At 71.1% G+C, this 26,953-nt stretch carries 20 protein-coding genes and 1 pseudogene; 6 read left to right on the forward strand and 15 right to left on the reverse strand.

Features of this window, described 5'->3' with window-relative positions; genetic code table 11:
• Window positions 1–229: 229 nt before the first annotated feature.
• The 4 genes from ACIBX3_RS44180 to ACIBX3_RS44195 all read right to left on the reverse strand — a co-directional run bounded on the left by ACIBX3_RS44180 (window position 230) and on the right by ACIBX3_RS44195 (window position 6,644).
• Entirely contained in the window at window positions 230–1,573 is a 1,344-nt protein-coding gene (locus tag ACIBX3_RS44180; RefSeq protein WP_397126604.1) for a hypothetical protein, read from the reverse strand.
• Window positions 1,574–1,987: 414 nt separating this feature from the next.
• The gene (locus ACIBX3_RS44185; protein ID WP_397126605.1) at window positions 1,988–2,110 is read right to left on the reverse strand and encodes a hypothetical protein; all 123 of its coding nucleotides are present in this window, start codon (window positions 2,108–2,110) and stop codon (window positions 1,988–1,990) included.
• Window positions 2,107–5,319, reverse strand: a complete 3,213-nt coding sequence (locus tag ACIBX3_RS44190; protein ID WP_397126606.1) for a DUF6493 family protein — start codon at window positions 5,317–5,319, stop codon at window positions 2,107–2,109. The genes ACIBX3_RS44185 and ACIBX3_RS44190 overlap by 4 nt, the downstream gene beginning before the upstream one ends.
• On the reverse strand, window positions 5,316–6,644 hold the full coding sequence (locus ACIBX3_RS44195) for an SWIM zinc finger family protein (RefSeq protein WP_397126607.1): 1,329 nt from the start codon (window positions 6,642–6,644) through the stop codon (window positions 5,316–5,318). The genes ACIBX3_RS44190 and ACIBX3_RS44195 overlap by 4 nt, the downstream gene beginning before the upstream one ends.
• A 238-nt stretch (window positions 6,645–6,882) precedes the next feature.
• On the opposite strand from ACIBX3_RS44195, the gene ACIBX3_RS44200 reads away from it, so the two are divergent.
• On the forward strand, window positions 6,883–7,017 hold the full coding sequence (locus tag ACIBX3_RS44200; protein ID WP_397126608.1) for a hypothetical protein: 135 nt from the start codon (window positions 6,883–6,885) through the stop codon (window positions 7,015–7,017).
• 195 nt (window positions 7,018–7,212) lie between these two features.
• Here the strand turns inward: ACIBX3_RS44200 and ACIBX3_RS44205 are convergent, their stop codons facing one another.
• Window positions 7,213–8,421, reverse strand: a complete 1,209-nt coding sequence (locus ACIBX3_RS44205) for an MFS transporter (RefSeq protein ID WP_397126609.1) — start codon at window positions 8,419–8,421, stop codon at window positions 7,213–7,215.
• Window positions 8,422–8,480: 59 nt separating this feature from the next.
• Here ACIBX3_RS44205 and ACIBX3_RS44210 point away from each other — a divergent pair, with 59 nt between their 5' ends.
• A complete protein-coding gene (locus ACIBX3_RS44210; protein WP_397126611.1) occupies window positions 8,481–9,479 on the forward strand; it encodes a helix-turn-helix domain-containing protein in 999 nt (332 codons plus the stop codon).
• 250 nt (window positions 9,480–9,729) lie between these two features.
• Window positions 9,730–10,755, forward strand: coding sequence for an NAD(P)/FAD-dependent oxidoreductase (locus tag ACIBX3_RS44215; RefSeq protein ID WP_397126612.1), 1,026 nt, complete (start codon window positions 9,730–9,732; stop codon window positions 10,753–10,755).
• Between the two features lie 412 nt (window positions 10,756–11,167).
• On the opposite strand, the gene ACIBX3_RS44220 is transcribed toward ACIBX3_RS44215, so the two are convergent.
• The 4 genes and pseudogenes from ACIBX3_RS44220 to ACIBX3_RS44235 all read right to left on the reverse strand — a co-directional run bounded on the left by ACIBX3_RS44220 (window position 11,168) and on the right by ACIBX3_RS44235 (window position 13,438).
• Window positions 11,168–12,382, reverse strand: a complete 1,215-nt coding sequence (locus ACIBX3_RS44220) for an RNA polymerase sigma factor (RefSeq protein WP_397126613.1) — start codon at window positions 12,380–12,382, stop codon at window positions 11,168–11,170.
• Window positions 12,382–12,797: pseudogene (locus ACIBX3_RS44225) on the reverse strand (YciI family protein). Before ACIBX3_RS44225 ends, ACIBX3_RS44220 begins: the two are co-directional and overlap by 1 nt.
• Before the next feature lie 220 nt (window positions 12,798–13,017).
• Window positions 13,018–13,293, reverse strand: a complete 276-nt coding sequence (locus ACIBX3_RS44230) for a hypothetical protein (protein WP_397126614.1) — start codon at window positions 13,291–13,293, stop codon at window positions 13,018–13,020.
• Between the two features lie 19 nt (window positions 13,294–13,312).
• A complete protein-coding gene (locus tag ACIBX3_RS44235) occupies window positions 13,313–13,438 on the reverse strand; it encodes a hypothetical protein (protein ID WP_397126615.1) in 126 nt (41 codons plus the stop codon).
• A gap of 186 nt (window positions 13,439–13,624) precedes the next feature.
• Between ACIBX3_RS44235 and ACIBX3_RS44240 the strand changes: the two genes are divergently transcribed.
• Window positions 13,625–13,804, forward strand: coding sequence for a hypothetical protein (locus ACIBX3_RS44240; RefSeq protein WP_397126616.1), 180 nt, complete (start codon window positions 13,625–13,627; stop codon window positions 13,802–13,804).
• A gap of 339 nt (window positions 13,805–14,143) precedes the next feature.
• A complete protein-coding gene (locus ACIBX3_RS44245; protein ID WP_397126617.1) occupies window positions 14,144–14,356 on the forward strand; it encodes a hypothetical protein in 213 nt (70 codons plus the stop codon).
• 310 nt (window positions 14,357–14,666) lie between these two features.
• Here the strand turns inward: ACIBX3_RS44245 and ACIBX3_RS44250 are convergent, their stop codons facing one another.
• Entirely contained in the window at window positions 14,667–17,633 is a 2,967-nt protein-coding gene (locus ACIBX3_RS44250) for a BTAD domain-containing putative transcriptional regulator (RefSeq protein ID WP_397126618.1), read from the reverse strand.
• 326 nt (window positions 17,634–17,959) lie between these two features.
• On the opposite strand from ACIBX3_RS44250, the gene ACIBX3_RS44255 reads away from it, so the two are divergent.
• The gene (locus ACIBX3_RS44255) at window positions 17,960–18,466 is read left to right on the forward strand and encodes a hypothetical protein (protein ID WP_397126619.1); all 507 of its coding nucleotides are present in this window, start codon (window positions 17,960–17,962) and stop codon (window positions 18,464–18,466) included.
• A gap of 647 nt (window positions 18,467–19,113) precedes the next feature.
• Here the strand turns inward: ACIBX3_RS44255 and ACIBX3_RS44260 are convergent.
• From ACIBX3_RS44260 to ACIBX3_RS44280, 5 genes are all read right to left on the reverse strand, one after another.
• The gene (locus ACIBX3_RS44260; protein WP_397126621.1) at window positions 19,114–21,048 is read right to left on the reverse strand and encodes a TIM-barrel domain-containing protein; all 1,935 of its coding nucleotides are present in this window, start codon (window positions 21,046–21,048) and stop codon (window positions 19,114–19,116) included.
• On the reverse strand, window positions 21,045–23,327 hold the full coding sequence (locus ACIBX3_RS44265; protein ID WP_397126622.1) for an alpha-L-arabinofuranosidase C-terminal domain-containing protein: 2,283 nt from the start codon (window positions 23,325–23,327) through the stop codon (window positions 21,045–21,047). Before ACIBX3_RS44265 ends, ACIBX3_RS44260 begins: the two co-directional genes overlap by 4 nt.
• Complete coding sequence (locus tag ACIBX3_RS44270; RefSeq protein ID WP_397126623.1) at window positions 23,324–24,850, reverse strand: alpha-N-arabinofuranosidase; 1,527 nt, start codon at window positions 24,848–24,850, stop codon at window positions 23,324–23,326. Before ACIBX3_RS44270 ends, ACIBX3_RS44265 begins: the two co-directional genes overlap by 4 nt.
• Window positions 24,847–25,101, reverse strand: coding sequence for a hypothetical protein (locus tag ACIBX3_RS44275; RefSeq protein WP_397126624.1), 255 nt, complete (start codon window positions 25,099–25,101; stop codon window positions 24,847–24,849). Before ACIBX3_RS44275 ends, ACIBX3_RS44270 begins: the two co-directional genes overlap by 4 nt.
• A 78-nt stretch (window positions 25,102–25,179) precedes the next feature.
• On the reverse strand, window positions 25,180–26,949 hold the full coding sequence (locus tag ACIBX3_RS44280; protein WP_397126625.1) for a glycoside hydrolase family 127 protein: 1,770 nt from the start codon (window positions 26,947–26,949) through the stop codon (window positions 25,180–25,182).
• Between the last annotated feature and the right edge of the window lie 4 nt (window positions 26,950–26,953).

Consider the following 26,953-nt stretch of genomic DNA (forward strand, 5'->3'; position numbering starts at 1 on the left):
GAGCGTCACCGCCTAAGCGATCGCTCAAAACGACTTGTGCAGTCACTCAATCGATTGAGCGACTGCACAACATCGCTGGAGCGCCCGCTTGAGCGATGATCTTCCCTCATTGACGACTCGCAAGTGAGACCGTCGGACGCGTTTTCGGCACTCGCGGTGTTCCCGCCCTCGCGCTTGCTCTGACCTGCCTGCACGCCGACTTCTGCAACACCCTTGAGGCGTTCGATCGTCAGCGAGGCGCCTGCGGGGACGAGTCGTTCTTCACCGGGAAGATGACCGTGCCGGTGCTGCCGTTGTAGTTCGTGTTGCCTTCCCAGGTGGCGGTGTAGGTGGTGCTACCTGCCTCGGGCGGGGTGTCGGTGATGGTGAACGTGCCGTTCGCGGACGTCGTCACGGCAGGGAGGTGCTGGGTGGCACCGTCGCCGATCCGGCGGCGCGTGACAATGAGCTGCTGGGCGCCGGGCTCGGTGCCGTCGCTCAGCGTGAGCTTGCCGGTGACGGTGAGCGGCTTGCTGCGCACGGCGTCGGAGGGCGCGGTCAGGGTCAGCGACGATGGGGTGCGGGTGATGTCTTCGATCCGCCACAGGTGCAGTTGGTCCCCGGACCCTCTCAGCAGGGCGTAGAGGTTTGTGCCCGAGAACGCGAGCCCGCCCGTGACGAACCTTCCCGCTGGGTTGTCCCCTGAGAAGACCGTCGCGCCCGTCGCCGCTTCGTAGACCGTGACATCGGTGTTCCAATCACGTCCGCCGGCGACATAGGCATCGCCCGGGCTGATCGCCAGACCTGTGGGGAACGCCTCGTGCCGCTGACCGTAGCGGCGCGCCCGGGACAGGGTCGTGGTGTTCCAGGTGTCGAACCGGTACGGCGTGTCGAACGCCGAGATCACATGCGTTCCGTCGGAGGTCAACGCGAGGTCCCTCACCTCCGACTGGTCTTGCGTCTCGCCGTCGATCTTGCCACGCAAGGTGGGAGTGGGGCCGCTGATGTCATAGACGATCAGGTCGGCAGGGACGCCGGTCACCTCACCGACCACGAGCGTGTCGCCCGCGGCCACGACCTTCGGTGCGCTGTGGAGGCCGAGCCCGATGGCGACCGGCGTAGGTGAGGTCGCCGCCAGGTCGAGAGCGAGGAAGCCGCCCTGGAATCTGTCGAAACAGCCGTAGCCCACCCACAGCCGCTCGCCGGTCAGCGCCAAAGAGGTCGGGCACGGGTGTTCGGGCAGGTCGATTCGGCGCTTGATTTCGAGGGTGCCGGTGTCGATTTCGGCCACCTGGTTCGATCCGGCCATTGCCGCGTAGAGGGAGGAGCCGTCGGCCTTGGCGGCCAGGCCGTACACACTGGACAGGCCCGCGATGGAGCCGGTCAGGTCGCCTTGGGCGTTCGTGACGATGATCCGGTCTTCGGCGGAGACGAAGACCTTGCCGCCGCCGACGGCAAGGTCACCGCTACTCGAACCGTAGGTGAGGGATACGCCGAGGTCGGTCGTGGTGCCGGCGGCCGACGCCGGAGTCGCCAGGGTGGTGGCCATGAGGACGGCCGCCACGGCCAGGCCGGTCAAACGGCGGATGATCACAGGCAGCTCCTTGTTCCGGGAGTGGAGGGAACGCCCTGATCAAGCCAGACCATCCGGACCTCGGTCAAGATCGACGATGCGTGACATCCTCCTTTTTCGAACTAGCGTTCACGTCTCCGTTGACCTGGCGGAACGGCACCTATCGCGCCTTCCTGCGAAAGGTCACTCTCCGCGATACCCCCAGCTCAGCCATTGTCGATCGAGACCAAACCGTGATCAGGTTCGCGTGAGTTGCTGGACTTTCCATTCAGGTCGGGCATATGGCTTCCGCGGCCGCTCTGGCCACGGCGTCCGGGGATGGTTCGCGTCGGCCGCCCAGGACGTTCATGTCTGGTGGGACGCCGGTCTCGGGGGCGACGTGATGGTCATCACCTTGGCCGGGACATAGGCGAACATGCGCTTGCACGCGTAGCATCAGCCGATCGTGGTGATCTGATCATCGTCCATCTCAGCTGGTCTTCGCTTGAGGTGCAGCGGCCGGTAGACCAGACCGTCGGAGCTCCAGGGGATGGCCTCCAGGTCCTCGTGAGAGGTCATGACGTGGCTTCGGTGAGCTGAGCGTGGAGGCGCTTGCACTCGTGGACGAAGCGGATCGTCCGGCGACTCCGCGCGAACTCGCCGATGACCGGGATCTCCCCGCGCGCGCCGGTCCAGCGTGCCACGTCGGCGGCGAAGGCGACGAGTTCGGCGTGGGTCACGGTGATGCGCTGCCCCTCGCCCGGCAGCATCCCGGGCAGCAGGGTGCGCAGGATGCGCCACACCTCGTGGTGGCCGCCGGCGTCGGCCAGCTCTGTCAGGGCCGCGATGGCGGGGCGGGTCTCCCGCCAGGTGCGGCGCAGCACCAGCGCGAGCTGGCGGCCGATCGCCTCGGCGGGCAGCTCGCCCCTTGCGGCCATGCTCAGGACCAGCGGGATCATGTCGGGCACGCTGTCGGCCAGAAGGAAGGCGAGGATCACCGCCGTGGACTCGCCCATCGGGCCCTGGGCGATCTCCAGGCCGGTGATCTCCGTGGGCGTCACCCCCGCGTCCCAGCGGCCGCGCAGCAGGAAGGGCAGGAAGTTGACGGCCACGATCTCGCGGTGCGAGGGCATCATGGCGGGCCACGCCCGGAGCGTGCCGCCGAACTCGTCGACCGCCCAATCGAACGGCTGACGCAGCAGCACCTCGTCGATCAGCCGATGGCCGGTCGGGGCCGTCACGCGCAACACCGGTTGCAGCCTGACCTCGGTGAAGTGTTCCGGTTCGCCGTCGCCGAACTCGACCATGGACGCGTCCACCATGTGGCGCCACACGTGGCCGCACTCGGGGTCGGCCATGCCGTCACCGGCGAGCCAGCGGGCGGCCGAGCGCGCCGCCTCCGAGTCGACCTTGGCGGCCCGGTCGGCCGCGGCCCGGTGGCTGCCCCGGGGCAACCGCAGCAGCGCCTGCGCCAGGTCGGCCGGGGGCGGTTCCACGCCGGCGGCGGCGCAGGTCTCCAGCCGGTCGATCAGCACGTCGGGGTCGAGGTGGCCGCTCATCCAGGTCGGCGTGGCCAGCAGCACCGGCGGCAGAGTGCCGTCGCGGAGGGCCTCGGCGAGTTCCGCGTAGCGGTGCAGCAGGAAGTCGTGGGGCGGGGAGACGTGATTGGGGTGGGGCAGCTGGTTACGCCGCCGCCACTCGTCGTGCTCGGGCAGCTCCTTGGGCATGAAGGAACGCAGCCGGGGCGGGACGAAGACGACGGTCACCTCCACGAGCGGCTCGCTTGGGCCTGGCGGGGGTACCTGCTCCTCCGCCCGCATCGCCGCAATCCGGGCGGGGTCCACGCCGAGCTCGGCCATGCGCTCGTAGGCGCGGTCGAGGATGAAGGACGGCATGGCCTCCACGGAGTCGTCGTACAAGACGCCGGGTCTCGTCCGCGCCGGACGGAGGCGATCCGGCAGTCTGTCGTCGATTTCCTCGTCCTCTTCTTCGTCGTCGGCGCCGTAATACCGCGGCTGCTCGACGTCGGTGGGGGAGCCGTACAGGTGGATCCGGCCCCTAGCGAAGGGGATCTGCCGGTCGCCCTCGTGGGCCACCGCCCCGTCCGGGCCGTCGTCGCTGGTCCAGGTGATGAAGAAGGCGCGCAGCGGGGTGTCGTCGTCGAGATAGCGGCCAGGCCGGTAGGCGCCGCCCACCGTGATCCGCCGGGGCGACGGCTCCGGGTCGGGCTCCTCACCACGCGTGAGGACGCGTACTCGCACGGAGTGGCTCCCGCCGTCCCAGAACTTCTCCGGCCCGATCGGCGGCAGCTCCGGCACACTGCCGGGGGTGACGAGCTCGGCGGACAGCGCCGACTGCCAGTCGTCGGGGCCGAGGCGCACCTCCCCGGACCGCCAGTAGCCTTGGTCCTGCTCGACGTGGGGCTTGAGATTGCGGCGCAGTTCCGCCCGGTCGTCGGCGATCCCGGCGACGAAGGCCGCCAGCCAGCGCTCCTGGTCGATCCAGCGCTCGTGGTAGTCAGGGAAGATCGACGGCTCGGGGAACCGCCGCGCCTCCGGCAGCTCGGGCAGCGGCGGGAACTCCTTCTGCTCCAGCAGTTCCTCGATCGGGTTCTCCCCGCCGAACCGCTCGGCCAGCTTCGCGCCCAGGTCGGCGGAGAGGTGGTGGACGCCGTCGAGGATCGCCTCGGCGTGGTCGGCGAACAGACCGTCGTATTTCAAGGTCAGCTCGACCGCGCGGTTGCGCACGTCGAAGGACTTGTGCGCGTACGCCGTGGTCAGCGCGGTCACGAAGTCGGCGGCCGCCTCGGGCGTGGCCCGGATCGCCTGGTCGAGCCAGCGCAGGCCCGTGACGGCGAGCTTGGCCTCGGCCCGGAAGGTGAGCGCGTCGACCGCCTCGACCAGGTCGGCATGGTCGAGTGGCATCGCCCCGCGCACCTGCCCGGCGGCCAGCTCGGCGACCGTGCCCGGAGCCGACGGCAACAACCGCAGGTAGTCACGCAGGCGAGGCGCGGACTCCGCGGGCGTGGGGTCGAGGAGCGTGTGCAGCCGGACGAAGAACCGCAGGTCCTGCGCCTCGCCGCCGCGAAGGAAACGGCTCACGCAACCGTCGAGTACCTGCTCCCGGGGCAGCTCGCGGGCGGCGGCGGCCAACCAGCGGGTTGGCCGGGGCTCCAGCCGCTCGTCACGGAGGGCGCGGCCCGCGCCGTCAGCGGCGAAGACACGAGGCAGCAGCACGGGGGTCAGCGGGTCACCGGCCACGCTCGGTGCTGCCAGCCAGGCGGCCACCAGCGGATCGTGGTCGGGCGGCACGGCGCCGGACTCACGCAGCAGCGCCACGGCCAGCGGCGCGATGCGGTCGGCGGGACGGCGCACCCGCCGGGCCAGCCGGACCGCGACATCGCGACGCCACTCCAAGGGGCGGGTGGCCGCCACCCGGCACACCTGGGCGACGTCGGGGTCCTCGGCCCAGCGGCGGTTGACGTCGCGGCCGGTCATCCACGTCACGGCGGCCGCCGGGCCGGTGATGACGCCGACACCGGTCAGCAGCAGTGCGCCGGCCAGTTCGTCGAGCAGGTCGCCGACCTCCCAGGAGGCCATCTCCTCGAAGTCGTCGGGATGCTGGGCGCGCACCTGCTCGGTGCGGGCGCGGCGCAGCTCCTTGACGAGGCCGGGCAACTGCCCGCCCAGCTCGGCGCGTTCCTCCTCGGTGAGCGTGACCAGCCGGTCGGCCAGGCGGGTGACCTGGTTGCGCGTGACCAGGTCGCAGAGCTCCGTCCAGAGGGTCATCGGGAGACCTCCACGGCGGCGCGGGCGACGATCCGGGCGGCCAGCACGTGTTTGCACGGCCCACGGGAGCCGCGATGGTCCCACCACCACTCGCAGGTGCAGGAGCCGTCGGCCAGCGAGACGCGGCGCGCGCCGCCCGAGGTGCGGACGGTGGCCAAATCGCCTTCGAGGCGCACGGCGCCCGCGTCGACGAGCTTGCGCGCCTTGGCCAGCCGCGGGTTGAGCAGGATCACGTTGTCCTTGTCATAGGGCAGCTCACGGTGGAAGTGGGCGGCCTCCGACAGGTCGTAGCCGACCCGGCCGGCGACGCCGAGCTGCGTCAGCGCGGCCCGTACCCGGTCGGCGGGGATGCCCGCTCGGTCGGCCAGCAGGCCGATCTCGACCTCGGGCTCGAAGTTGAGCAGCATGCCCACTACGTCGGCGTCGTTCTCGGCCTCGTCGGTGGCCAGGTCGTCGAGCACCGCGCCCTCGCCGGAGAAGCCGCGCCAGCGCTCGGGCGAGAGGGTGAGCGTGTAGCGCATGCCGGGAAGCTCCAGTTCCCAGGCGCTGGAGGCGGCGTCGGCTGGGCCGTACACCCGGAGGGACTTCGCGAAGCGCAGCAGCGGCAGGAGGGTGCCGAGCCGGTTGGGGCCGGCGAGCTGGACCGAGCCCGGAACCTGACGGTCGGAGACCTTCAGGTCCCGCCCCGCCTGCGCCACCCACACCGTGCCCTTCTTGGGCAGCCCGCGCAGGAACCGCACCGCCGCCATGCCGGTCAGCTCACCGCGCTGGTCCATGCCCGAGGCGATGACCTGCACCTCGGCGAATCCGCGTAACCAGCGCTCGGGCAGCGGCACCTTCTTCTCCACCACCGCGCCGTCCGTCGTGGTCACGACCAGCTCGTCGAGTCCTACCCCCAGGTGCAACGGGTCACGCGCGCCGATGCGCGCCAGCGCCTCCCGGAGCGGCGCGTTCACGTCGACGTTGGTGGTGCCCCGGTCGAACACCTCGCCGTCGAGCGCGCCGTTCAGCAGATCAAGCCGGGCGTACACGCCGCCACAGGCCGAGAACGACTCGAACCGCAACCGGTCTCCGTTGCACGTCACCACCGGGTCGCGCACCCAGCCGGGCCGCGCCTGCGGCTGGTGGTAGCGGGCCAGCGCCACGTCGGCGACGCCGAGCAGGGCCGCCGCGGCGGGGGCCGCCTGGGTCACCACGCCGCTGAAGAACCGGGGGGCCACGGCCGGGCCGGACAGGGCCCGCCCGCCGGAGGTCGCCAATCCGAGACGACCGTCGACAAGGGAGGAGGGCGCGGCGTACGTGTACGCCTGCGTCGCTGAAGTCATGGCCGGGACAATAGATCGCCTCACCGACAAACCGGCACGGCAGATATCGAGGAGGTGAAAGATCCTGTGAACATGCACGCCCTCACCGGACGAACCGGGTGACTCGTCGTGTGAGATGACCGGGCTGCTGGTCGATGTCCTGCGTGAAGTCGGTGGGGATGGCCGCTGCTCTGCTCGATACCGCCGGTGCGGGGCCGCCGCGGCCGGCCCCGGTCGACGACCCAAGGTGCTGTTCGCCGTGATCGTAGCCCCGGTCGGCATAGACCGGCGGATGGTGTGGGCCACCGGGGTCAAGCCGATCATCGCCCGCCGGGGTACCGAGCACGGCAGGATCAGCGATCCCAGCATCACCCGCCAGCTCGTCGCCACCTAGGCCGATGCCTTCGAGGGTGAAGGCGCGGTTCCAGCCGCGCACCCACTTCGGCCCGAAGCCCTTCGTGGTGTTCAGACTGGTGCGGGGTCGAACGTGCCCGTGGCCGGGTCTCTCGGCCTTGTTTCGCAGTCCCGGGCGCACCGGAGGCGACCTTGACCAAACCCTCCTCCGACATCGGCCGCTCCTCATGCGCTGCTACGCCCCCGGCGACGCGAGCACGCGCCAGAGACCCAACACGGCCAGCAGGGACGCCGCGCCCGCCGCGCCGACGACCAGGCCGGGCGCTGACACCTCGCCCAACGCCCCGCCGCCGGCCGCGAACAGCCCCTGCAACGTCATGGTCCCGGTCAGCGCCAGCCCGAAGGCCTGGCCTCGGTTCGCCTCCGGCACCGCCTTCAGGAAGCGCCGGGCCAGCCCCAGCTGGTACGCGACCCCGAACCCGGACACGGCGAGCAGCAGCGCCGCGATGACCGGCCGGGGCGAGAGCACGAACCCGAGCAGCGGCGCGCCGAGCAGCAGCGCCAGCGGCCCGGCCAGCCGTTCCCTTCGTTCCGGAGTGACCAGCCGGCCGATCGCGAGGTCGCCGGTGAGCATGCCGAGCGCCACGGCGGCGAACAGCAGCCCGGCCGAGTCCGGCATGCCGATCTGGACGGCGTACGGGACGAGCACGCCCTCGGCGCCGACCATGAGTGCGGGCGGCAGCCACTGGGCCAGCAGCAGCGAACGGATCGCCGGCCGGCGCAGCAGTTCGCGATTGACGCGCCAGGTCTCGCGTACCGCGTACCCTGCGGCCGTGCCGCGGCGCGGCTGCTCGGCCAGCCGCAAGCGCAGCAGCGCGGCGGACAGCAGGCAGCTCGCCACGGTGATCCAGAGCGCGCCGTACGGGCCGAGCGCCGCGATCAGCATCCCGCCCACGGCGAAGCCGAGCACCTGCGTGCCGCCGGCGGCCATGGAGAACACGGCCCGGCCGAGCACGTACCGGTCGCCGTCGAGCAGTTCGGGCAGCAGCGCGCTGCGCGCCGCGGAGGCGACCGCGCTGGGGATGCCGGTGACGAACACCAGCACCAGCATCGCGGTGGGGGAGAGCAGCCCGGCGGCGAGCACAGCGGCGACCGCGGCGCGGACCAGGTCGTAGCCGACCATCACCGCCCGCGGCGGCCACCGGTCGGCGTACGCCAGCAGCAGCGTGCCGCCGAGGGCGTAAGGCAGGAAGCCGGCGACGTAGGCCAGCGCGGCCAGCAGGGGCGAGCCGGTGCCGGCGTAGACGGTCACCGAGAGCGCGAGCATCTTCACCGTCTCGCCACCGAGGAAGAGCGTGTAGCCGGTGAACAGCACGCGGAACTGGCGCACCGCGAACACCTCGCGGTAGGTGGCCCGCGCCGGTGCGGCCTGGAGCGTCGTCATGCGGGCCAGTCTCTGGGCGGTGCAGGCGGCAGCGTTAAGCTTTCGCGTGGAGGCGAAAGATGCTTGCCATCGAAGTCGGGCCGGTCGACGTGGCGCACACCCGCTACGCGATCTCGCCGCTGGGTGAAGCAATGAACGCGCTGCGGGTCGCGGCGGGCAAGCAGCCGGCCGGGCCGCTGCGGCCCTGGGCGGAGCGCATCGCGCCGCGGTACGCGCGGCTGCTCTGCGAGACGCCCGCGGTCGGGGCGCTGACCACGCTGTTCCGCCGCGGCGGCTACAACGCCGACTTCATCCATCCTCCGCCTTCGGGCCCCGGCGACGACTTCGCCGTCGAACTCGCCGCGGTGCGAGCGACCCCGCTGCGCCAGGTTCGCGCGGAGATCGCCCGCAACCTGGTCGGGCTGCGTACGCCGCCCCGCCACGTCCAGCGGATCCTGGCCGCCCCGGACGTGCTCACCCGGCTTTCGGACGCGATCGAGGCGACCTGGCACGCGCTGGTCGAGCCCGACTGGCCGCGGCTGCGTACGGTGCTGGAGCGCGACCTGGTGCACCGCGCCGGGCACCTCGCCATGTACGGCTGGGCCGCGGCGCTGTCCGACCTGGATCCGCGGGTGGGCTGGCGCTCCGAGGGAGCCGACGGTGTGATCGAGGTGCGCACCGGCCCCCGGAACGCGTGGGAGCGGCACCGGCTGGGCGGCAAGGGACTGCTGCTGATGCCGACCGTCTTCGGCACCCTCATCAGCTACGTCGAGCCGCCCTGGCCGTACGCCCTGGTGTATCCGGCGCGTGGCGTCGCGAACCTGCTCGGGCCGCCGCCCCCGCAGGGCGGTGCGGCGGCGCTGGCGCGGCTGGTCGGCCCGCACCGCGCGCAGGTGCTGCGGGCGCTCGCGGTGCCGGCGACGACCACGCAGTTGGTCCGCCAGCTGGGACTCAGCCTGGGCGCAGTCGGCGGCCACCTGGCCGTGCTGCGCGAATCTGGCCTGGTCACGCGGACGCGGACCGGCCGATCCGTGCGCTACGAGCGCACCCCTCTGGGCGGGACCCTGGCCGGCGACTGAGCGCGGCCACCGGTGGCGGGCTGGATCCGCAGCCGGCCGCCGGGGCCGCTGGGCGCCGCGACTATGTCTGATCAGTTCACGCATCAGCTCTCTGGGGAGGTCGTCGGCCGATGTCCTCGTTGCCCGCAACAGCACCTGGCTCCAACTCGTCCGCGAAGCCCCACCAGCAGTCCTCGCCCGAACCTGATGAGTCGCGTCTGGTGGCCGATACCCGGTGTCGTGGCAGTGCCTCACCTGCTAGAACACTGGCATGGCGGATCGCAGCATCGTCGTGGTCGGCGCCGGCATCATCGGGGCGTCGCTGGCGTACCACCTGGCCGGGCGCGGCCGACCCGTCACGTTGATCGATGCGGGCCTGCCTGGTTCAGGCGCCACCCGCGCTTCTTTCGCCTGGATCGGACGACCGCTCGCCAGCGACTTGCCCTCGGCGCCGCTGCGCTACCTCGCACTGGACGAGTACCGGCGGCTGGAGACGGAGCTTCCCGAATTGTCGATCCGCTGGTCGGGTTCACTCAGCTGGGACGGCTTCGACGAGACCCCGGGGCCGCGCACGGACGATGCCGGAGCGCTGGAACCGCACCTGCTCCATCCCCCGGTCGTGGCCATCCATCGCCCGGAAGATGCGGCGTTCGACCCGGTCGCGGCGACCGATCTCCTGGTCGCCGCCGCGCGCGACCGGGGCGCGCGGTTGCTGACGGGGACGCTGGCGACTGCCCTCGACCACCAGGCGGGCACGGTGAGCGGCGTCCAGACGACCGCCGGAGTTGTTCCCGCTGAGACCGTCGTCTTGGCCGCCGGTACCGGCACGGTTGCCCTGTGCTCCGGGATCGGCATCACCCTGCCCGTCGAGCCGTCGCCCGCCGTCCTTGTCCGGTTGCGCGCAGCGCCGGGCCTGGTCCGGACGATCGTCGCGACGCCGTCGCTGGAGGTCCGGCAGCTCGACGACGGTACGGTCCTGGCCCCCACGGCGTACAGCGGCGAGACGGACCAGGCCGCGCTGCTCGGGACCGCCCGACGTGTCCGCGACCGGTTCGCTGCTTCCTTCACCGGAGCCGGCGGCACGAAGGTTGTCTCCGTCGAGATCGGCTGGCGCCCGATGCCTGCCGACGGGGAACCGATCATCGGCCGGCCTGCCGGCACCCGGGGTCTGTACGTCGCCGTGATGCACTCGGCGATCACCCTGGCCGCCGCCGCCGGCCGCCTTGCCGCTACCGAGATCCTCACCGGGTTACCAGCCCCCGAGCTCGCCGGTTGCCGGCCAGACCGGTTCCACTGATTCCCTCAGCGACGACCTGGCCGTGCGAACGTTGCGCTCTGGCCGGCCACCTGACACGCCGGGGATCCGGAGTCTGACGCACATCGATGCCCTGCACCGACCGCGGCCGAAACCTTCACAACGCCGCGGCAGCCCCTGAGTCACCGACTGCCGACTCATCGCTGTCGAACAGCTCGGGTTACCAAGCTACAGCGATCACAGGCCAGGTACGAGCTGGGCGAGCGCCGTCCGGCGCCGAGGTGATTTTGTTCGCGAGAACGAGCGCCACTTGTTGATCAGCGCCACGATGTGAGTTTTCTCCCCGGGTTCGCCGCGCTCCCGCCGTCCGCATTCGGGGGATCCGGCCGTCAGGGCCGATGCGATCGACGGCATCCGGACCGCGCTTGAGTCCCGGCTGGCCGAGCTGGAGAAGTCAGCTCAGCGTGGCCGCCTTGCGCAGCAGCACTGAGCGTTCGCGCTGGTTGGCGCACAGCCGGGCCGCCAGCTCCAGCTCGGCGCGCGCTTCCGGTCGCCGTCCGAGTCGGGCCAGCAGCTCCCCGCGTACGGTCGGAACCAAATGCGAACCGGGGAGCCGGTCCAAGGCGATCAGCTCGTCCACGATGGCCAGAGCTTGCGCCGGGCCCGAGGCCATGGCAACGGCGACGGCCCGGTTGAGCTCGACCACCGGCGAGGGTGCGACCCGGCCGAGTGCCTCGTAGAGCACCACGATCCGGTCCCAGTCGGTCGCCTCGACCGAGGGCGCCGCCGCGTGGGTGGCGGCGATCGCGGCCTGCAGGCCGTAGGGGCCGAGGCCGCGAGTCGATGCCTTGGCCAGCGCGGCCAGCCCACGGCGGATCGCCGAGAAGTCCCACCGCCGGCGGTCCTGGTCCTCCAGCAGGACCGGCGAACCGTCCGGGCCGGTCCGGGCCGGGAAACGCGCGGCCGTCAGCTCGCACAACGCCAGCAGGCCGTGCGCCTCCGGCTCGTCCGGCTGCAGCGCGGCCAGCGTGCGGGCCAGCCGGATCGCCTCGTACGCGACGTCGGGGCGCAGCAGCCGGTCGCCCGACGTGGCCGTCGACCCCTCGGTGAAGATCACATAGAGGACGCTGAGCACGCCGCCCAGCCGCTCCCGGCGCTCGGCGGCCGGCGGCAGCTCGAACGGCACCCCGGCAGCCGCGATCGTCTTCTTGCCCCGGGTGATGCGGGCCTGCACGGTCGGCACGGATACGAGGAACGCGCGGGCGATCTCCTCGCTGGACAGGCCGCCGACCACGCGCAGGGTCAGCGCCACCCGGGCCTCGGGGGAGAGCACCGGGTGGCAGCTGACGAACATCAGCGCCAGCACGTCGTCATCGATCTTGTCGGGATCGATTTCCTCGTCAACCGCCGAGCCGGCCGCCAGCAGGGCGTATCGGTCCTGGAGGGCGGTCCGGCGGCGGATGGCGTCGATCGCCCGCCGCCGGGCCGTGGCCATCAGCCAGCCGGCCGGATTCGCCGGAGAGGCGAGCGGCCACGACACCAGCGCCTCGGCCACCGCCTCCTGGGCCGCGTCCTCGGCGAGCCCGAAATCGCCGGTGAACCGGGTCAGCGCGGCGACGATCCGCGCCGACTCGATCCGCCAGACGGCTTCGACATCGGGCGTACCCATCAGATCCGGCCGTTGCTCTCGCGCCCGGCCCAGTCCTTGGTGATCACTTGTCGACCTGCGGGACCTCGTCGCTCCCGGGCACCCTCCGGACCTCGATCTTGGACCCGGGGGCCGCCGGGACCCGCTTGGCCCACTCGACCGCCTCCTGTTTCGAGGCGACGTCGAGCAGGAAGAAACCCCCGAACAGTTCCTTGGTCTCGCCGTACGGCCCGTCCGTGACCACCGGGGCCTCGCCGCTGAAGTCGACCACGACGCCCTGGCCCGGATCGTCCAGTCCTTCCGCCGCGAGGAGAACGCCGGCCTTGACCATCTCCTCGATGAACTGGCGGGTCGTGGCCATCATCTCGTCGATGTCGGCCATCATGGCCGCGTTCGACTCGTCGGTGCCCCGCATGATCAGCAGGTACTTCGGCATCGCGTTCTCCTCGTCCGGCGGGGCCGCCCCTCGGCCCTCGCACCCACACGTCGAACGAGCGGCCCGTGGATCGACACGGCCCCGGAGAAATCTTTCGCCGCGACGCAGCGGATCCCTCCGAGCCGCGTTTCGCCCGTCAGAGCGGCCCCTGAGCGATGGCTGACGCGGACGCCCTGCTGATCAGAAAGCTTATCGTCGCATCTTTGGAAGGCGGCGACGCTCACACGGATCTGGGGAGAAGCATTCGGGACGCGCTCAGTGACCGCGGCAGGCGGCGCGCCCCGTCGGCGCCCTCCCGCGCCGTTACCACGGCCGCCGGATCCAGCGCCTCGATCCGCCGCCGGTAACCGGGCTCGCTTCCGGCCGCCGCTGGAGCGCTGGGCAGCAGGTCCGGCACGACGCGCTCGCCCGCCCGCCACCGCCCCAGCAGCACGTACACCTGACGCCGTGAGATCCCTAGCTCGGCCGCCGCCGCGTCCGCGGCCGCCAATCCCACCCGCGGCTCGGCGGCCAGATCAGTGCGAGGGGGCCGCAGCGGGGCTGAAGACCTTCTCCAGGAACTTCTCGCGCGTCTCATCGTCGAGTTTGCCGTCCAGAGCCAGGGCGGTAGCGATCGAATCCTGGCTGACCTCACGGGGCACCTTCGGATACCGGTCTTGATCTCTTGGACCAAGACTGACGCGAGCCCGTAGCCGTCGTGAACGTCTGCGGGTGCGAGGGCCTGTCCGCTTGTGACCACTCGGCCATTCTGGGGTGGACGGGCGGGCATGTAGCACTGATGCTGGTGGACAGTACTGTCGTGATCACCGGCCGACTGGGAGAGCCGTATGAAGACCCGTACCTGGACTCGCCGTGCCGCCGCTTTAGCCGCCGGCCTGGCCGCCGTGCTGGCGCTGGGCATCACTCCTGCGGATGCGGCTACCGTGATCCGCAAGCCGCAAGCACCATCACCGCAAGGGGCCATGGTGCTGGCCGACGGCGAATCGGGTCTCAAGCGCCCGGTGTGAGACGCGGCGGTACATTGTCCCCCTGTTCGGCAGGACGGGGGGACGTTCCGTCTTCATAGCCACCGGCGGGTCGCCGAAGAGCGGGCCGGGAGTGGCGAGCACCGCCATCGGTGCGCCGGCGACGGGGTCGGGCACCACGATGCAGGTCAGGCGGAAGCGACGCCGTGGGCGCCGTGGCGGAGCTGCTGCACGTGCTGCTGGAGATCGGCGCGGCCGCCGGCCAAGACTTCGTCTGGGATCAGGACCGCGCCCAGACCTCCGATGAGCCTCCCATGATGGAGCGTTCGGCTGTGCCGCCGATGTTGCTCCCCGACCCGGCGCCCGGGCCTCATTCATGCGATGCTGGTGGCACGCGCGAAGCTCGGCAACCTTCCGGAACGCGAGGTCCTGAAACAGGAAGTCGATCTTCACGCCGCCAGACTCACAATCCAGAACCTGCTTTCCGAGGCCGAGTATCAGAAGCGGCTCATCGGTATGTCTCGGCAAGAGGCCGAGGCAGTCCAACGGCTCATCCGCGGGGACCGACAGGCAGCGACCGGACTGGTGCGGTGATCACGAACGTTCACGGCCTGGTGAGGACTCCAAACTCATCGCCGTGTCCGTGGCGTGTGTAGCGGGTGACCCCAGACCCGGCGCCGGGCAGGGTCGGTCGGTCGAGGGCATGAACCTTTCCAGGCGGTCGCCCCGGTTGGCCGCCCCGGGCTCATCGTCCCCGGCTACGCGGGACTCACTCGCTCAACAATGTGATCAATCCAGAGGGGAGCACGGATGAGCAGTGCCGCACAATCCACAAAGTCACGCTGAGATCGCTGCGCGGATCCAGGCTGTGCTCGGCGATGCCCGGACCTGGAGCACAGGGCATTCACGTGTCGCCGCGGAGCATCAACGGCCGCTTCTCCGCAGCGGCGATGGCGGCGCGCACCTGGGCCGCCTGACTGTCCGCCAGCTCGTCGAAGATCTCCAGCGCCTCCCTCCAGGCATCCAGCGCCGCTGCGGGCCGGTCCGTCGCCGCCAGCGCCTGACCGAGGATGTGCAGCGTGCGGGCCTCGGTGTTGCGGTCGCGGGTCTCTCGGCTGCGCTCCAGTGAGCGGGCGCACCAGGCGATCGTCTCCTCATGCTCGCTCAGTTCGGCGTACGTGAGGCAGAGGTCGGTCAGCGCGATGCCCTCCCCCCACGGGTTGCCGATGGCGCGGAAGGCGGCCAGGGCGGCGAGGTGGTGTTCGAGGGCGAGGCGGGGACGGCCGAGGCCTAGGAACGCGCGGCCGAGCCCCGCCGAGGCGATGCCCTCGCCCCACGGGTTGCCGAGATCGGTGAAGATGGCCAGGGCCCGCCGGTGGCAGGCGATGGCCCGTTCCGGCGCGCCGAGGTCGCGGTGGATCAGGCCGAGCGTGTTGAGGGCGTGGCCCTCGCCCCGCTGGTCGCCGAGATCGCGCTGGAGCTCCACCGCCCGCTCAGCGTGGGGCAGCGCGTCGCCGAACCCGCGCCGGTCCCAGTGGGCCACTGCCAGGCTGATGCGCACGTACGCCTCGGCGTGTCCGTCGCCCAGCAGCAGCGCGGCCTCCATCGCGATCTCGTGACTGCTCACCCACGAGTCCCAGTGCTTGCGCAGGTTGAAAAAGCTCCACAGGGCCACCGGCAGCAGCCACGCCATGTCGCACATGCCGAGCTCGAAGGCCCGGCGCGCGGCCGACGTGAGGTTGGCGTGCTCGCTCTCCAGCCACAGCAGCGCGTCGTCGTGGCTGGAGAAGGTGTACGGCTCGCAGGACGGCTCAGGCGGCGGCAGCGGGAGGCCCCGGTGCTCCGGGTTCAGCACCAGATCCGCCTGGCCGGCGGTGTGCAGGTACCACGACAGCAGGCGCCGGGCGGCGGCTTCGCGGCCGGGCGCGGGCTCTTCGGCCTCTGCGCGTTCGGCCGCGTACACCCGCATGAGGTCGTGGAACCGGTACCGGGCGGTGCCGGCGGCCTCCAGCAGGCCTCGGTCGGCGAGCGTCTCCACCACTCGCCGCGCCTCGGAGACCGGCACCCCGATCAGCGCGGCGGCGGCCCCGAGCCCGAACTCCGCTCCCGGGTGCAGCCCCAACAGGCGGAACGCCCGGGCGGCCGGCGCGGCGAGCGCCCGATACGACCAGGCGAACACCGCGCGCAGCCTCGCCTCCGGATCGTCGTCCAGGCCGAGCACGTCGAGGCGGGTCCGCTCGTCGCGTAACTGGGCGACCAGGTCGGTCAGCCGCACGCCGGGCCGCCGCGTGGCGTGCTCGGCGCTGATCGCCAACGCCAGCGGCAGGTGGCCGCAGAGCCGGGCGAGTTCGTCCGCCGCCTCCGCCTCGGCGGCGACGCGCGCGCCTCCGAGGATCTTGCCGAGCAGTTCCCGTGACTCCGCCGCAGGCAGCCTGCCGAGAAGAACGTGCCGGGCCCCCTCGCGTACGGCCAGCCCGGACAGGCGGTTGCGGCTGGTCACAAGCACCAGGCAGGCGGAACCGGGGAGCAGGGGCCGCACCTGGGCCGTGTCGCGGGCGTTGTCCAGCAGCACCAGCATCCGCCGCCCGGCCAGCGTGCTGCGCAGCAGCGCCGAGCGGGCGCCGGTGCCGTCGGGGATCTGGTCGGCCGGCACGTGCAGGGAACGCAGCATCGCCTCCAGGGCGGCGGCGGGCTCCACCGGCTCGCCCGGCCCGAACCCGCGCAGGTCCAGGTGAAGCTGCCCGTCGGGGAACCGGCCGCGCACCTGGTGGGCCCAGTGCACGGCCAGCGTAGTCTTGCCGACGCCGCCGGCGCCGCCGATCGCGGCAATGACAATGGGCCTGTCGCCACCGTCGTCAGGAAGATCGTCAGGAAGATCGTCAGGAAGCAGGCCGTACAGCTCCGCCAGGCTCGCCCGGCGGCCGGTGAACCGCGCGATGTCGGACGGCAACTGCTGCGGCGCCCGCCGCCCCTGCGGCGCGGCACCTCTCCGGACAAGGGTCCCCGCGGCGGACGCCGTGTCTTCCTCCCGTACCTCCGGCGCGAGGCCGTGTTCTGCGGCCGCGAGCGGGTCCGGATCGTCGTTCAGCACCGCCCGGTGGAGGCGGCGCAGACCGTTGCCCGGGTCTATGCCGAGCTCATCCCGCAGCAGCCCGGCGACCTGGCGGTACGCCTCCAGCGCCTCGGCACGGCGGCCGGAGCGGCGCAGGGCGAGCATGAGCTGCTCCCACAGCCGCTCCCGTAACGGATGTTCGGAGGTGGCGGTCCGCAGCCGGAGGACCAACTGCTCGTGCCGACCTGCCCGCAACTCGAGCTCGAACCACCGCTCCAGCAGGCGTAACCGCTCTTCCTCCAGCCGCGGCGCCACCTCGCGGCGCAGCGGCTCCGACGGGACGTCGGCCAGGGCCGGGCCCCGCCATAGGTCCAGTGCCTCGCGTAGGAGCGCGCTCTCCTGGACATGGTCCTCGGCCTCGCCGACCCGCGCGGCCTTCCGGGCCAGCTCGCGGAACCGCTCGGCGTCGAGCGTGTCCGGGTCGGCTCGCAGCACGTACCCCTCGCCCACGGTCTCGATCAGCGCCGCCGGCCCCCCGGCGCCCGTGGCGCCGGTTCGTGGTGAGGCGCCTGTCGCGTCGCCGAGGGCGCGGCGCAGCCTGGCGACGTGGGTCTGTAACGCTCCCCGCGCGTTCACGGGCGGGGACTCCTCCCACAGGTACGCGACGAGCCGGTCCGACGACACAGGCCGGCCGGCGTACGCCAGCAGTGCAGCCAGGGTGACGCGCTGCTTGGCCGCGGCGAGCCGTACCGGCCGACCGTCGCACGTCACCTCCAGCGGTCCGAGCACGCCTAACCGGATCCCCGTACCCGTCTCCATCCTGGCCCTCTCCGCGTCTCCGTCCGGGGCGGCCTGGCTCACGCATCCGGCGCCGTCCCCAACGGCGTGATCGCCCCGTTCGCACCCTCTACCTTGCAGCACGATCGGCGTCCATCCGCGTTCGCCACCATTTACGCCACCCGAAGCCGACCAGACGGCCAGCCGAAACACACCCACCTGCGGTTTGCGGTCCCCGTACGGTCCACGTCATGCCGGCGTCAGCGGGACGACGGTCCGACGACAGCACCCGCGCCTAGCGTGATGGCCGCAAGGGGGCCGCGGAAATCCCGCGGATCATCAGAGCTCCGCTCAACACAAGGGGAGACATGCGTAAGAGGTATCTCGGACTGGCCATCGCGTCGGCGGCTGTCGTCACCGGCACCCTCGTGACCGCTCCAAGCGCGTCGGCGACGCCATTGTCGGCGACGAGCGTGGCGGCCCAGGCGCACGCCACCAGGGCGGCGGCCGGGCCGATCGACTGCAGCGGCTGGTGGCACTACACCGGCAACGCCCCGTCGTCCGCCCGCATGGTGCGGTGGGGCGGGCCCAACGGGCGCCCGCAGTTCAACCTGATGTACGGCAACATCCAGGGCATCCAGCACGGCTGGGCCCAGCTCTCCGGCGCGAAGAAGGGCGACTGGGTCACCCTCGACGTGACCACGGACGGGGGCAGGACATGGGGTTACTGCGGACCGTTCGAAGCGCGATGGGACGGCGAGAAAGTCATCACGCCCGCCGCACGCACCTCGAGCGATCCGAACCTGCGCTTCCGCGCCTGCGGCGCACCTGCGGGTGTCCCGGGCAGCCGCGCCATCTGCACAGCGCCCTGGTAAGCCGGCGCTGGTGACCGGACCCGGCGCCTGCCACGTTGCCGAGCAGCGCCGTGAACGACGAGATCAGCACGTTCACGGCGGACACCGCGAGCAGGAGTCCCGGCAGCATGGCTCGCTGGCGCATCTTGGACCCCTCATCTGCGCTTTCCTCCCCCAATAGTGCATCAAAACGCTGGTGGAGACGGGGGATCCGGGTGCGGCCGGGGCAGGCCTCGTGCGGGTTGGCCCGCCGGCCACGGACCGTACCGTGGCCGGCGGGCCAAGTGCGGTGATCGGTGCTGGAACGAATCACGAGCGAGGCTGCCCTGTGGTGTGCCGCTCGGAGTTTCGAGCCCGGGGTGTGAGCTGGGGCTTTGTCTGCGGCGGCGTGAGCCGGTCTGGGAGTCCTGCGAGGTCCTGTTGTTCCTCGCTTACATGATCGTTCGGCGGGGTCCTGGAGCTGATCGTCGTGCTGGTTCGCACCGAGCGGTCCAAGGATGCCGGCCTTTGGTCGACGCAGGCGCCGGTCAGGAAGCTGATCCTGGCCGTGGCCGCGGACAATCCGAGGTGGGGGCGTCGGCGGATGCAAGGCGAGCCGGCGCGCCTGGGGTGCAAGCTCCAGCACCCGGCGAGACTGCGGGCCGCCGGCGCCTTCAGCCTGCTCCGCCTCACAGCAGGTGATCATTGCCCTCGCGGGCGAACACGGGGATGCGTTCCAGCGGAGTGGCGGCCTCGACTGTCCCGCTGTCGTGGATGTGGCCGGTGGCGAGCTCCACCCAGCGCGTGCCCTGCGGCAGGTAGACACTCCGCTCGGCCATGCCGGGGGCCAGCACGGGTGCGACCAGCAGGTCCGGGCCGAGCATGAATTGGTCGTCCACGCTCCAGGCCCGTTCGTCGCCGGGGAAGTCGAACAGCAGCGGGCGCAGCACGGGCTCGCCCCGCTCGTGCGCGGCTTCGGCCAGTGTCATCAGGTACGGCCTGAGCCGTTCGCGCAGGAACAGGTGCTCGCGGAGGATCTGGTAGGCGCGCTCGCCGTAGGACCAGACCTCGTTGTCCGCGCCGGTCTGCTCGGCGGTGAACGGGCCGGATGGTTCGCGTACCCCGTGCAGGCGCATGACCGGGCAGAACGTACCGAACTGGAACCAGCGGATCAGCAGCTCCCGATACTCCTCCGAGGAGGGGCCACCGCCGTGGAAGCCGCCGATGTCGGTGTTCCACCAGGGGATGCCGCTGAGCGCGACGTTCAGCCCGGTGCGGACCTGAGTGGCCAGCGCGTCCCAGGTGGGCCGGATGTCACCCGACCACAGGGCGACGCCGTACCTCTGACTGCCCGCCCAGCACGAGCGCACGAGTGACAGCGGCCGCTCGACGCCCGCCTCGGCCAGGCCGTCGTGGACGCCGGCGGCATGGTAGTGGCCGTACATGTTGCCGACCTGCCGTCCCGGGCCGGCGGCGTACAGCGCCTGTTCTGCCTTGCGCGGAATCAGGTCGGGCTCGCCGGCGTCCAGCCAGAACGCCTCCACGCCCAGCTCGACGTAGTGCTCACGCAGTTCCCGCCAGAGCGTGCGCCGGGCGTCGGGGGCGGTGGCGTCGTAGTAGGCCGAGGGCAGGAAGCTCTCGCCGCGTCCCTTGGCCGGCCAGTCCTGGGTGAGCAGGCCGCCCTCCACGCTGCCCACCAGGTGCCCGGCCGCGCGCATCTCGGGGTGGTTGTCGCTGTCGGCTTCCACGGTCGGCCAGACCGACACCACCAGCTTGACGCCGAGGTGGTCGAGCTCCTTGACCATCGCCTCGGGGTCTGGCCAGAACTCCGGGTCGAAGCTCCAGTCCCCCATGCGGGCCCAGTGGAAGTAGTCGGCGACGATCGCCGACAACGGCAGACCCAGCTCCTTGTGGCGGCTGGCCACGGCGAGGAGTTCGGCTTGTGTGCGGTAGCGCAGCTTGCTCTGCCAGAACCCGGTCGCCCACTCCGGGATGAGCGGGGCGTGGCCGGTGGCGTCGGCGTAGCCGGCCATGATTTGGGCGGGCGAGTCGCCTGCCGTGATCCAGTAGTCGATCTGGTGCGCGGAATCGGCCACCCAGCGGGTGGCGTCGCGTGCCAGTTCCACCCTGCCCATGGCGGGGTTGTTCCACAGCAGTCCGTATCCGCGGGAGGAGAACAGGAACGGGATGGTCGTGGTGGTGTTGCGCTGGACGAGGTCGATCACGCAGCCCTTCTGGTCCAGCAGGCCGTGCTGGTGTTGTCCCAGGCCGTAGAGGCGTTCGTCGTCGTAGGCGCGGAAGTGCTGCTCGAGGCGGTGGCTGCCGTCTCCGAGCGGGGCGTGCACGCGCGGGCCCCGGTGCGCGACGTAGGGCTGCTTGTCGGCGAGCAGTTCCCTGCCGGTCTCGGTGTGCAGGAAGCGGAGGCGTCCGGACTCGATCTCGGCGGTGATCCGGCCGTTCACGATGGCGCTGTCCCGCTGCTCCGGCTGCGCTCCGGCGGGCGGGGTGGTGAGCGCGCCGGGCAGGTCGTTCCTGATCGCGTGCGGCGCGGAGCGGACCCGGAAGGCATGCGGGCCCCACGGTTCGACGTGCAGGATCTCATGCGGGCCGGATTCGATGATCAAGGGACCCTCCTGATGACCGCCGTGACGAACGACCAGGGCGGTAGGTTCAGCGTGTCGCCGGCGGCCGTGGCGGCGACCGGAGTCACAGGTGATGAGGTGAAGGGCAGGCCGTCGTCGGGTCTCGCGCCGGCGAGCGTGGTCACCGTGGCCACCGCCGTCCCGAATGGCTCGGGGAGCCGTATCGACGCCACGCGGGCGATGGGATGGGCGTTCACGGCGCGAATGACGTACTCGGTTGTCCCGTCGGCCGCCGTGCGCGAGGCCGCGCCGACGACCACCCGGTGCTCGGGCCGCAGGTCCTGTTCGTAGTCGTGCCGCAGTTCGTCGTCGATCCGCACGCGCACGCGTGCGCCGTCCAGACGTACTTTGACGCGCACCGGGATGCCGGTCTGCATGCCTTGCCAGCGCAGCGGCCCGTGATCGTCGTTGGTGATGTCGTCGTCGCCACGCATCACGAGGGTGGATTTGTTCTCCCAGGCCCCGACGTGCACCTGCAGATAGCTGTCACCGCCCAGTTCGACGACGAACCCCTCGCCGCCCGCCCGTTTGGTGGCGGTGAGCTCGAGCGTCGCCGCGGCGGGGTCGATGCCGCCGACTTCCACGGGCTCTCCGCTCGATCCGGTGGTCACAGGCTGCCGTACGAGGCCGTCGAGCACGACGTCGGTGTAGTCGACGCTCGCGCCCGGCGAGGTCAGCCGCAGCGAGCCGGTCTCCGGCAGCGTCACGGGCTCCGGCTCGACGCCGCTCAGCGTGACGGGGTGGAGCCTGGTCCCGCGCTCTTGCGAGAACATCCGCTGGACGTGGTACGAGGCCGAGGGCAGCACCTCGGTGGCGGTGAAGTAGATCAGGTCAGGGACCCACTGAGCGTGCCCGACCCTGGCCAGGAGGGGTGCGTAGGAGGCCAGCCGCACCACGCCGGGGTAGCGCTCCAGACCGATCATGTAGGCGGCCTCGGCCAGCGCCGAGCGGATCGTGTTGCTGCGCGCGGCATACTCGCCCACGTAGACCTGAGGGCCGGGCTCGTAGGCGCCATAGCGGTCGACGTTCTGGTGGAACCAGCGCGGATTTCGGTAGCCGTGCTCGTCGACCATCGCGGTGCCGCGCTCGCGGGCGAACGCCCAACCGGCCTCGAAGTCGCGGCCGAAGAACTGCGGACCCGACGTGCCGATCACGCAGATCTCGGGGTGGCGCTCGCGTACGGCGTCCTCGATGCGCGCATAGCGGTCGCGGAAGTCGTCGGTGATCTCGTCCTCGTTACCGACCCCGAGGTAGCGCAGGTTGAACGGTTCGGGATGGCCGAGGGCGGCCCGGCGCGCGCCCCACGGGGTGTCGGCCGGGCCGTTGGCGAACTCGATGAGGTCGAGGACGTCCTGGGTGTAGGCGTCCATGGCGTCGTCGTCGATCGACTGGGCGCCGCCCGGGTAGTTCTGGCAGCACACTCCGGCCGCGACCACGGGGAGCGGGGTGGCTCCGGTGGCCTGGCACAGCTCGAAGTACTCCAGGTAGCCGATTTGGCGGGACTGATGGTAACCCCAAAGGTTGGGCAGCTGGACGCGCTCGTGGCGCGGGCCGACCGTGGTCTTCCAGTGGTACATGTTGTCCAGACCGAGCCCGTGCGCGACGCAGCCGCCGGGGAAGCGGATGAAGCTGGGCCGCAGGTCCTTCAGCGCCTGAAGCAGGTCGGGCCGGAAGGTCAGCGGCTCGCCGTCGGGGCCGGCGGGCCGCAGCGAGACATGATCGAGGTCGACGACGAGCCCCGCCGGGATGTCGATGCGCAGCCTGCCCCGGCCGCCGGCGACCGCGGTGAGGGTCGTCTCGCATCGGTGCCAGCCGCCCGGCGGCACGGTGACCTCCGCGCGAGCGAGGTCGTTGTCACGAGAACGGATGGCGGCCGACAGGCTCGCCGGTTCCGCTCCGGTGCGGGCGAAGAACGAGAGCCGGAAGGCCTGCCCTGTGGTGGTGCCGATGCCGTCCCATCCGTCGTTGACCAGGGTCACCGGCCCGGTCAGGCGCAGGTAGTGAGCGTTGTTCGCATGGATCGGGGCATCGGTGCGGACCTCGGCACGGTGCACGACGTAGGCGCTCCACGCGGTCAGCGCGTCCCAGCCGTCATGGTCGTCCGCGTTGAACTCGAAGTCGCCGTTGCGGACGCATTCGGCGTTCAGGCCTCCATCGAGCGCGTCGTTGAGGTCCTCGATGAACAGACCCCACAGGTCCGGGGCGACCTCGACGCCCTCGTGGGCGCCGACGTCGATGGTGATGCGCTCGGACGCGGTCATGCGAGGCGTCCTTCCACGGTGACGAACGAGTGCGCGGGCAGGTGCACCCGCAGCCCACCAGCGGTGGCCGTGACCTGGTCGTGGGCGCGCGGGGCGACCGCGTCCGGCGTCTCGGGGGTGTTGCAGGCCTGGAGCTTCTCGGCGGTGAGGATCCGGGCTCGTACGCCGGCCACGGCGCCGCCGCGCAGGTCGAGCGAGATCTCGGCAGCCTCGTCGGCGTCCAGGTTGGAGATCGAGATCAGCACCTTGCCGTCCTTGCGGCTCGCCGACACCGACACGGTCGCCAGCGAAGCCGGCCCGACCTCACGGGCGGGCACCCCCGAGGGGATGTCGACCCGCAAGGAGGCCGCGTCCTGGTGGCCCTTGTTCATCTCGAACACGTGGTAGGTGGGCGTGAGGACGAGCGCCCCGGAGTCGGGGTCGGTCAGGATCATGGCCTGGAGCACGTTCACCGTCTGGGCGATGTTGGCCATCGCCAGCCGATCGGCGTGGCGGTGGAAGATGTCGAAGTGCAGGCTTGCCACCAGCGCGTCGCGCAGGGTGTTCTGCTGGTAGAGGAAGCCGGGGTTGGTGCCCGGCTCGACGTTCCACCAGGTGCCCCACTCGTCCACCACCAGGCCGACCTGCTTGCCCGGGTCGTAGCAGTCCATGACGTTGGAGTGGCCGGTGAGCAGTTCGTCGATGCGGGCGGCCTGGACCATCGTGGCGTAGTAGTCGTCGGTGTCGAACACGGTGGCGTCGCCCTTGTCCTGCCAGGTGCCCGGGATGGTGTAGTAGTGCAGCGAGAGCGCCTGGTAGAACGGCTGGGGCCGGTAGGCGCAGCCCAGGTCGCCGAGCTGCTTCATGAGCGTCTCGGTCCAGGTGTAGTCGTCGGTGTTGGCGCCGGCGGCGATGCGGTAGAGCTTGTTGTCGCCGTGGTCGCGGCAGTAGGTGCCGTACCGCCGTGCCTCGGCGGCGTACTGCTGGGCGCTCATGTGGCCGCCGCAGCCCCACGCCTCGTTGCCCAGCCCCCAGAAGCGCACCCGCCAGGGCTCCTCACGGCCATTGGCCTTGCGCAGGCGCACCATCGGCGAGTCGCCGTCGCGGGTGAGGTACTCCACCCAGTCGCTCATCTCCTTGACCGTGCCTGAGCCGACGTTGCCGCTGATGTACGGCTCGGCGCCGAGCAGCTCGCACAGCGCCATGAACTCGTGGGTGCCGAAGTGGTTGTTCTCCTCGACGTTGCCCCAGTGTGTGTTGACCATCACCGGGCGTTGCTCCTTGGGCCCGATGCCGTCCATCCAGTGGTACTCGTCGGCGAAGCAGCCGCCGGGCCAGCGCAGGTTGGGGATGTTCAGGGCACGCAGCGCCTCCACGACGTCCAGCCGGATGCCGGCTGCGTTGGGGATGTCGCTGTCCTCCCCGACGTAGAAGCCGCCGTAGATGCAGCGGCCCAGGTGCTCGGCGAAATGGCCGTAGAGGTGACGGTTGATCACCGGCCCTTTGACGTCGAGATTGATGATGGCGGGGACGACCTGACTCATGAAGGATTCCTTGGGCGAGGGAGTACTCGTGTCGACCACAGGTGGGCGAACGAGAGATAGGCGGGGGCTACGAACCCGAAGACCGGGACCAAGCCGGGGATGACGTAGTAGACGCAGAGCACGACCGCCACCACCAACCCTGTGAAGGCGGCGGTGAGCGGTCTGCCCAGCACGAACAGGGCGCTGCGCAGCACCAGCTTGGGGACGCTCTCGGCGAAATGCGCAGCCAGTGGCCAGGCGACGACGGTCATGGCGAATTGGCCCCGAACAGGGGCTTGACGTTCGGCATTTGTCGAGGTCGTCGCTGAGGTCCTCTCATGGACGTCTCCTTACAGATCGTTGGCGGGCAGCCAGACGCGCATGGCGCGGGAGCCGGTGCTGCCCCAGGTGGCGAAGGGCACTGCGGGTACGGCGAGCGCAGTCGAGGTGGTCACGCGCTCCGCGGCCTGGTACAGGCCGGCTGGTGCTTCGACGAGGTGCACGGTGAGCTCCGGGCCGGGCGGGACCGTCACGTCGATCACGAGGTCGTCGATCGCGACGCCCTCCGGCAGGCTGCTCTGCTCGACGCAGTAGACGATCGGTCCCCGTTCGAGGGCGACGCAGCCCCGCAGTGCGTCCACCCGCGGATGAGCTCGGGTCCACCGGGGTCTGACGTCCAGCTCCAGCCGGAATCCCGGCCTCGGGTCGACACGCAGGTAGCCGTCTTCGTCGGGGGTAAGAGCGCCGCGCGACCAGTCGGGGATCCGCAGGGCCAGCCGTACCCCGGGCGTGAGCCGGCCGCGTACGCTCAACTCGACCGTCCCGCTCGACGGGTAGTCGGTGCGCATCTCCAGCACGCCCTCCCCGAGGTGGGCCGGGAGGTCGATGTCAGCGTCGGCGTACTGGTGGATCCGCACCTCGTCCTCGCCCTCCGAGGCCACATAGGCCCCGAACTGGGCGACGAGCCGCGCCACGTTCGGCGGGCAGCACGCGCAGGCGTACCAGGCCGCCCGCTCCCTGGGGGCGTTCTCCTCGTCGTAGCGGTCCGGGCGCAGTTGGAGCGGGTTGGAGTAGAAGAACCGCGTCCCGCTCGCATCGACCGAGGCCGCGATCGCGTTGTGGATCTCCCGCTCGATGACGTCGGCGTAGCGGGACTCGCCGGTCGCCAGCAGCATCCGCCACGACCAGTGCAGGTCCGCGATGGAAGCGCAGGTCTCGGCGTAGGCGCGGTCGGAGGGAAGCTCATAGTCGTCGCCGAAGGCCTCGTCGCGGTGGCGCGAGCCGTACGCCCCGGTGATGTACATCTTGCGCTGGTGCACGTTCTCCCACTGGGCGCGCTGCACCTCCAGCAGCTCCTTCTCTCCCGTCTCCAAGTAGAGGTCGGTCACGCCCGCGTTGAGATAGAGCTGCCGTACGGCATGGCCGACGGCGGTCCGCGCCTGCCGTACGGGCAGGTGGTCCTGGAAGTACTGGGCGCCGAAGTGGCCCGTCTTGAGCAGGCCGAGGCCGCGGAGGTCGATCATGCGCTGGGCGAGGGTGAGATCGCGCTCCTCGCCGGTGTGGCGGTAGAGCTCCACCAGGGCGGTCTCGATCTCCGGGTGCCCGCAGACGCCCTCCTCACGTCCGGGGCCGAAGTGCCGGTGCAGCAGGTCGGTGAAACGCCGGGCGATCCTCAGCAGGTCGTCGCGGCCCGCGGCCCGGTCGAGCGCGACCGCCGCCTGGATCAGGTGGCCCAGGACGTACATCTCGTGCGTCCATTCGAGCTCGGCGAAGCGCTTTTCCGGGTGTACGCCCTGGATCCAGGTCATGACGTATCCGGTGGAGTCCTGAACCCGGCCCACCAGGCCGATGACCTCGTCGAGCCAGGCGTCCCAGCGGTCGGTTCCTGAGCGCCCGATCTCCCAGGCGACCGCCTCGATGACCTTGTAGAGGTCGGAGTCGGCGAAGACGAAGCCGCGGTAGGCGGCTCCGGACTCGCCGACGACGCGCCGGAAGTTGTCGAGCACGCCGCTGGTCTCGAGCTGAGTGATGCAGTGCGGAATGGTCGCTTCGGCGTTGCGTTGCTGCCAGGCGCCGAGAACGCCGTGGGGACTCAGCTTGGCGGTGAGGGGAGGCAGCACAGCT

Source organism: Nonomuraea sp. NPDC049480, from assembly GCF_044465905.1.
Classification (GTDB): domain Bacteria; phylum Actinomycetota; class Actinomycetes; order Streptosporangiales; family Streptosporangiaceae; genus Nonomuraea.

Coding starts and splice junctions, on each gene's coding strand:
- ACIBX3_RS44240 (WP_397126616.1), top strand. CDS start 13,625: ATGAAGACCCGTACCTGGACTCGCCGTGCCGCCGCTTTAGCCGCCGGC.
- ACIBX3_RS44255 (WP_397126619.1), top strand. CDS start 17,960: ATGCGTAAGAGGTATCTCGGACTGGCCATCGCGTCGGCGGCTGTCGTC.
- ACIBX3_RS44270 (WP_397126623.1), bottom strand. CDS start 24,850: ATGAGTCAGGTCGTCCCCGCCATCATCAATCTCGACGTCAAAGGGCCG.
- ACIBX3_RS44185 (WP_397126605.1), bottom strand. CDS start 2,110: ATGACCTCTCACGAGGACCTGGAGGCCATCCCCTGGAGCTCCGACGGT.
- ACIBX3_RS44205 (WP_397126609.1), bottom strand. CDS start 8,421: ATGACGACGCTCCAGGCCGCACCGGCGCGGGCCACCTACCGCGAGGTG.
- ACIBX3_RS44245 (WP_397126617.1), top strand. CDS start 14,144: ATGCTGGTGGCACGCGCGAAGCTCGGCAACCTTCCGGAACGCGAGGTC.
- ACIBX3_RS44190 (WP_397126606.1), bottom strand. CDS start 5,319: ATGACCCTCTGGACGGAGCTCTGCGACCTGGTCACGCGCAACCAGGTC.
- ACIBX3_RS44220 (WP_397126613.1), bottom strand. CDS start 12,382: ATGGGTACGCCCGATGTCGAAGCCGTCTGGCGGATCGAGTCGGCGCGG.
- ACIBX3_RS44275 (WP_397126624.1), bottom strand. CDS start 25,101: ATGACCGTCGTCGCCTGGCCACTGGCTGCGCATTTCGCCGAGAGCGTC.
- ACIBX3_RS44195 (WP_397126607.1), bottom strand. CDS start 6,644: ATGACTTCAGCGACGCAGGCGTACACGTACGCCGCGCCCTCCTCCCTT.
- ACIBX3_RS44210 (WP_397126611.1), top strand. CDS start 8,481: ATGCTTGCCATCGAAGTCGGGCCGGTCGACGTGGCGCACACCCGCTAC.
- ACIBX3_RS44265 (WP_397126622.1), bottom strand. CDS start 23,327: ATGACCGCGTCCGAGCGCATCACCATCGACGTCGGCGCCCACGAGGGC.
- ACIBX3_RS44250 (WP_397126618.1), bottom strand. CDS start 17,633: ATGGAGACGGGTACGGGGATCCGGTTAGGCGTGCTCGGACCGCTGGAG.
- ACIBX3_RS44215 (WP_397126612.1), top strand. CDS start 9,730: ATGGCGGATCGCAGCATCGTCGTGGTCGGCGCCGGCATCATCGGGGCG.